The organism is Bradyrhizobium sp., assembly GCF_030654605.1.
Classification (GTDB): Bacteria; Pseudomonadota; Alphaproteobacteria; order Rhizobiales; family Xanthobacteraceae; genus Bradyrhizobium.
In genome coordinates this window covers 136,492-142,491 of sequence record NZ_JAURXB010000072.1, presented here as the reverse complement: position 1 = coordinate 142,491, position 6,000 = coordinate 136,492, and the positions used below count along the sequence as shown (strand labels likewise).

Annotated in this window: 5 protein-coding genes; 3 read left to right on the top strand and 2 right to left on the bottom strand. The window is 64.1% G+C overall.

Features of this window, described 5'->3' with window-relative positions:
- On the bottom strand, window positions 1-1,388 hold a 1,388-nt coding region (locus tag Q7U29_RS07590), incomplete at its 3' end, for an AMP-binding protein (protein ID WP_304740051.1).
- Window positions 1,389-1,492: 104 nt separating this feature from the next.
- Between Q7U29_RS07590 and Q7U29_RS07585 the strand changes: the two genes are divergently transcribed.
- Complete coding sequence (locus tag Q7U29_RS07585) at window positions 1,493-2,485, top strand: nitronate monooxygenase family protein (protein WP_304740049.1); 993 nt, start codon at window positions 1,493-1,495, stop codon at window positions 2,483-2,485.
- 11 nt (window positions 2,486-2,496) lie between these two features.
- Here Q7U29_RS07585 and Q7U29_RS07580 read toward each other — a convergent pair whose 3' ends face one another.
- The gene (locus tag Q7U29_RS07580) at window positions 2,497-3,420 is read right to left on the bottom strand and encodes a diguanylate cyclase (protein ID WP_304740047.1); all 924 of its coding nucleotides are present in this window, start codon (window positions 3,418-3,420) and stop codon (window positions 2,497-2,499) included.
- A 274-nt stretch (window positions 3,421-3,694) separates the two neighbouring features.
- Between Q7U29_RS07580 and ilvD the strand changes: the two genes are divergently transcribed.
- Together ilvD and Q7U29_RS07570 are read left to right on the top strand one after the other, a co-directional pair.
- Window positions 3,695-5,539 (top strand): dihydroxy-acid dehydratase, encoded by a 1,845-nt coding sequence (gene ilvD / locus Q7U29_RS07575; RefSeq protein WP_304740045.1) that lies wholly within the window; start codon window positions 3,695-3,697, stop codon window positions 5,537-5,539.
- Window positions 5,540-5,750: 211 nt separating this feature from the next.
- A complete protein-coding gene (locus Q7U29_RS07570; RefSeq protein WP_304740043.1) occupies window positions 5,751-5,996 on the top strand; it encodes a hypothetical protein in 246 nt (81 codons plus the stop codon).
- Window positions 5,997-6,000 lie beyond the last annotated feature (4 nt).

The following is a 6,000-nucleotide window of genomic DNA, read 5'->3' as shown; positions in this document are numbered from 1 at the left end:
CCTTCGCGCGCGACCACGACCGCGGTGACGGCCTCGCCCCATTTGTCGTCGGGCACGCCGACCACGGCGACCATCGCGACGTCGGCATGCTGCGACAGCACGTCCTCGACCTCGCGCGGAAAGATGTTGAAGCCGCCGGAGACGATCATGTCCTTCTTGCGGTCGAGGATGAACAGATAGCCGCGCTCGTCGGCGCGGGCGATGTCGCCGGTATGCAGCCAGCCGCTCTTCAGGGCTTCGGCGGTCTGTTCCGGCCGCTTCCAGTATTCGGCCATCACATGCGGTGCGCGCACGCAGATTTCGCCGGCTTCGCCGGTGGCGACTTCCCTGTCATTGTCGTCGAGCACCTTGACGTCACAGGCGGCGATCGGGAAGCCGCAGGATGTGAACAGCTCCGGCGTCTTCGGGTCGTGGTCCCGCTTGCGCAGCACCGACACCGGGTAGCATTCGGTCTGGCCGTAGAGCTGCGAGAACACCGGGCCGATCCGCCCGATGCCCTCGATCAGCCGGCTCGGCGACATTGCCGAGGCGCCGTAGAGCAGCAATTCCAGTGAGGACAAGTCGGTCTTGTCGAGCGCGGGGTGATCCAGGAGCACGTAGATCATGGTCGGCACCAGCAGTGCAAAATTGATCCGCTCGCGTGCGATGGTTTTGAAAACCGCCTCGGGATCGAAGCCCTTGAGCAAATGCACGGTGCCGCCGCGCATCAGCGTCGGCAGCACCTTGGTGCCGGCGACGTGGCTGATTGGGGCCACCGCGAGATAAACAGGCGTATCCGGGATTTCGAAATCGGCCAGGATGGCATTTGCAAAACCGCTATATTCGCGATGGTAGCGCAGCGCGCCTTTCGACTTGCCGGTGGTGCCGCCGGTGTAATTGAGCGTCGCGATGTCGTCGGCGCCGGCAAAATTACGTGGGTTGGCGCTGCCGGCGGCTTCGATCGCGGCCAGCAAGTCGACGCCGTAACCGGCGGGACCGAGCGTGAACACGTGCTTCAGGTTCGATGCCCTGGCCGCGAGTTCGCCGCCGCGGTCCCGAAAGGTATCGGCGTCGACCACCAGCACCTGGGTTTCGGAATCCTCGAGCTGGAACAGCTGATCGTCGAGCGAGCCCAGCGGATGCAGCGAGGTGACCGACAACCGCGCCAGTTGAGCGGCGACGCCGCTGCACCAGCTGTCGGCGCGGTTGGCCGATAACAAGGCGACCCGAGCGCCCGGCTGCAACCCGAGCTGCATGAACACCTTCTGGATGCGGCCGATCAGGTCGCTGGCGCCGGCGTAGCTGACCGATCCGCCGGACCAGGAGAACGCCGTGCGCTGCGGATAGCGCGCCAGCGCCCGCAGCGTCTGCGCGCAGGCGGTCGGAAAGGCGTGGAGCGGATCGGACATGTTTCCTCCGGCAATTTGTCACTGGCTTTGTCGCTTGCTTTGTCTTGGGCGGTCCGTCGTGCCAGTGTTGGGAAAACGCTAGCATCAGTGCGGAAGCGGGGACAATGACTTTGGAGAAAACCGATCTTCTCGCGCGCTTTCAGCACCGCCTCAGCCTGCCGCTGATCGCGGCGCCGATGTTTCTGGTTTCCGGCGTTGACCTCGTGGCGGCGGCCTGCCGCAACGGCGTGATTGGGTCGTTTCCGACGGTAAATTGCCGCAGCCCCGAACAGCTCGATGGCTGGCTCGGCGACATCGAGGACCGGCTGCGCCGTCATTCCGATGAAACCGGCAAGCCTGCAGCACCAATATGTCCGAACCTGATCGTGCACCGTTCCAACGCGCGGCTTGAAGCTGATCTGCAGGTACTGCTTCGGCACAGCCCCGAAATCGTCATCACCTCGGTCGGCTCACCTGCGCCGGTGCTGGCGCCGCTGCATGATGCCGGCGCGATTGTCTTCGCCGATGTCGCCAGCATCCGCCATGCCGAGCGCGCGGTGGCATCAGGCGCCGACGGGCTGGTGTTGTTGACGGCGGGGGCGGGCGGTCAGACCGGCTGGCTCAACCCCTTCGTGTTCGTGCGCGCCGTGCGCGCCTTCTTCGACGGCCCGATCGTGCTGGCCGGCGGCATCGGCGACGGCCATGCGCTGCGCGCCGCGCAGGCACTCGGCTGCGACCTCGCTTATATGGGCACCAAATTCATCGCCACAGCCGAGAGCATGGCCGACGCGAGGTACAAGGCGATGCTGGTCGCCAGCAGCGCCGACGATATCCTGTTGACCACGGCCTTCACCGGCCTGCAGACCAACATGCTGCGGCCCTCGATTGCCGCTGCGGGCCTCGACCCTGAGAACCTGCCGCAGCGCGGCGCGATCGACATCGGCAAGGATATCGACATCGGCGCCCGCGACGGCCGCCCGGCGCGCTGGCGCGATATCTGGAGTGCCGGGCATTCCACCTCGGGGGTCACTGCGGTGCTGTCGGTCGACGACCTCGTGGCGCAGACGATTGCCGAATACGGTGCCGCCGATGCGCGTGGGCGACAGCTCCGTCCCTGACCTGCAAACCCTCAAGCCAATTTTCCGGGCCCGCCCGACAACCCCATTGACGCATCCCAGTGGACGACGCGGTTTCTTCCCGACTCCTTGGCAACGTACAGAGCCTTGTCGGCACGCTCGATAGATTGTTCCACCGGCATATCCGGGTCCAGAAGGCACATTCCGAAGGAGCCGGTAACTTGAAAACGTGACTTGTCCTGAGCCTCGAATGACAACGTTGCCAGCTCCTGACGCAGTCGATCAATGACGCTGCCAGCTGTGTGCAGGTCGGTGTCCGGCAGGCAAATCAGGAACTCCTCTCCGCCATATCGAAAAAACTTATCGTAGGGACGTAGATGCGCCATGATGTGGCGGGCAAAGCCGATCAAGACCTGGTCTCCGGCGGGATGCCCGTATTTGTCATTGACGGACTTGAAGTGATCCAGGTCCATCATCACCACGGCGCAGGCGCGCTCGCGTCTTGCAAATTCCAGTTGTTCTCGAAGGGTGCTCAGCATTCCGGTGCGGCTCGGCGTTCCCGTCAAAGGGTCGAGATTGAACAGCGCAACTTCGAATTCGTGCTGGACGGTTGCGATTTCCAGATGCAGGCGTTTCCGGGCGTTGACGAACCGATCGAGGTCCGTGATCGAAATCGGTACGCCTTCAATGGATGATCGCAGAAGATCGGCGGCATATTGATGCATGCGCTCATGTTCGTGCCCGATCTCCGCGAAGCCTGGATGGTCTTTGAGCGCGGTATTTCCGACCTGGTAGAACCATTGGCCAAACCGGCACATGTGATGAGCATCGGCCCGGGTATCCCGTTGGTCCGGCGGGAGGCGGCAAATCAAGGCGCTGAATATCGCTTCGGCCCATTGATTGTGATTGTAAATGGCCTGCTCGAGCTCCTTCAGCGCCATGCGCATTTGCTCATCGGACATGTTGGGAATAGCCATTTTCCGTCTCCCGATCCGAGGCTGCGATCCAATGATTGAATCATCCAATGATCGAGTCAATGAATCGCAAATTTGCGTCAGCAGCCTTGATCTGGGTCATTTCCCTCTGAGGCGGCCGGTTGCAGCTATCATGGTGCAGACGCCGGCCGGGTACCACGCCGCTGCAGCGCGATAGCACGGGCTATCGCATGGCGCCCCTGCGACAAAGCGCTTTCAAGCCGCCTGCCACACCGTATAGAACACCTCCAAACCTGTCCGACCCAGAGGAACGCCCATGCCAGCCTACCGCTCCAGGACCACCACCCACGGCCGCAACATGGCGGGCGCCCGCGGCCTGTGGCGCGCCACCGGCATGAAGAACGAGGACTTCGGCAAGCCGATCATCGCGGTGGTGAATTCCTTCACCCAGTTCGTGCCGGGTCACGTCCATCTCAAGGACCTCGGCCAGCTGGTGGCGCGCGAGATCGAGAAGGCCGGCGGCGTCGCCAAGGAATTCAACACCATCGCGGTCGATGACGGCATCGCGATGGGCCATGACGGCATGCTCTACAGCCTGCCGTCGCGCGAAATCATCGCCGACAGCGTCGAATACATGGTCAATGCGCATTGCGCCGACGCCATGGTGTGCATCTCCAACTGCGACAAGATCACGCCGGGCATGCTGATGGCGGCGCTGCGGATCAACATCCCGACCGTGTTCGTATCGGGCGGGCCGATGGAATCCGGCAAGGTCAGCATCAAGGGCAAGATCAGGTCGGTCGACTTGATCGACGCCATGGTCGCGGCCGCCGACGAGTCGGTCAGCGACGCCGATGTCGAGACCATCGAACGCTCGGCGTGTCCGACCTGCGGCTCGTGCTCGGGCATGTTCACCGCCAACTCGATGAACTGCCTGACCGAGGCGCTGGGCCTCGCGTTGCCCGGCAACGGCTCGGTGCTGGCGACGCATGCCGACCGCAAGGGGCTGTTCGTCGAGGCCGGTCACCTGATCGTCGATCTGGCGCGCCGCTATTACGAGCAGGACGACGAGAGCGCGCTGCCGCGCAAGATCGCCGGCTTCAAGGCGTTCGAGAATGCCATGACGCTAGATATCGCGATGGGCGGCTCGACCAACACCGTGCTGCATCTTTTGGCCGCCGCCTATGAAGGCGAGATCCCCTTCACCATGCAGGATATCGACCGGCTGTCGCGCCGGGTGCCGGTGCTGTGCAAGGTGGCGCCCTCGGTGCCCGACGTGCATCTCGAGGACGTGCATCGCGCCGGCGGCGTGATGGCGATCCTCGGCGAACTCGACCGCGGTGGCTTGCTCAATCGCGGACTGCCGATGGTGCACGCCGAGTCGCTGGAGGACGCCCTGTCCCGTTGGGACATCAAGCGCACCAAAAGCGAGAGTGTGCGAAAATTCTTCATGGCGGCGCCGGGCAACGTGCCGACGCAGGTGGCCTTCAGCCAGGAACGCCGCTTCGAGGAACTCGATACCGACCGCGCGGCGGGCTGCGTCCGCGACATCGCGCATGCCTATTCGAAGGACGGCGGCCTCGCCGTGCTCTCGGGCAATCTGGCGCTCGACGGCTGCATCGTGAAGACCGCCGGGGTCGACGAGAGCATCCTGAAATTCGAGGGGCCGGCGCGGATTTTCGAAAGCCAGGACGCCGCGGTCGAGGGTATTCTCGGCGGCAAGATCAAGCCCGGCGACGTCGTCGTGGTGCGTTACGAAGGGCCGCGCGGCGGTCCCGGCATGCAGGAGATGCTGTACCCGACCAGCTACCTCAAATCGAAAGGGCTCGGCAAAGTCTGCGCGCTGGTCACCGACGGCCGCTTCTCCGGCGGCTCCTCGGGGCTTTCGATCGGACATCTTTCGCCGGAAGCCGCCGAAGGCGGCCTGATCGGGCTCGTGGAGGACGGCGACCGCATCCGCATCGACATTCCCGCCCGCTCGATCAGCCTGCTGGTGGACGATTCGGTGCTGGCGCAACGCCGCGCGGCGATGCTGGGCCGCGGGGCCGAGGCATGGAAGCCGGCGAAGAAGCGACCCCGCAAGATCACGATGGCGCTGAAGGCCTATGCCGCGCTGACCACCAGCGCCGCCCGCGGCGCGGTGCGGGTGGTGCCGGATTAGCGCATCCATGGCCGCATGGTTCGAGACGCGCGGCGGTGCCGCGCTCCTCACCATGAGGTCCGAATTCATTCACAGACTCTGCGCACCGTGACACTACGGATTCACCCCGGCTTAACGCGCCGTTAACCGTCTCGCTCCAAGAATCGGTTCCAGGCCCTTCCGTCGCCAACCGCGCCGGCACGGTCAGAGCCGCCGCTCAAGGGGATGCGATATGGATCTCGAGACGCTTGATGCCAAAACCCCGGCCACATTGGATGAAATCTGGACGCGGGTTGCTTATGCGCTCGACCGGCACCCGTTGTGCCGCAGCGTGCAATTCGACATCGTCCCGATGCCCCGCACCCCCAAGGGCAACTGGACCATCAGCCTGAAGTCGGTGGCGCCGGACGCGCTGTGGGAGGCCTCCGATATCGTTGCCGACATCCAGGAAGCCTACGAACTGGCGGTCGCGGCCTGAAATT

Bases quoted from the DNA above. Each gene is read 5' to 3' on its own strand.
- Q7U29_RS07570 (WP_304740043.1), top strand. From the start codon at position 5,751: ATGGATCTCGAGACGCTTGATGCCAAAACCCCGGCCACATTGGATGAA.
- Q7U29_RS07580 (WP_304740047.1), bottom strand. From the start codon at position 3,420: ATGGCTATTCCCAACATGTCCGATGAGCAAATGCGCATGGCGCTGAAG.
- ilvD (WP_304740045.1), top strand. From the start codon at position 3,695: ATGCCAGCCTACCGCTCCAGGACCACCACCCACGGCCGCAACATGGCG.
- Q7U29_RS07585 (WP_304740049.1), top strand. From the start codon at position 1,493: ATGACTTTGGAGAAAACCGATCTTCTCGCGCGCTTTCAGCACCGCCTC.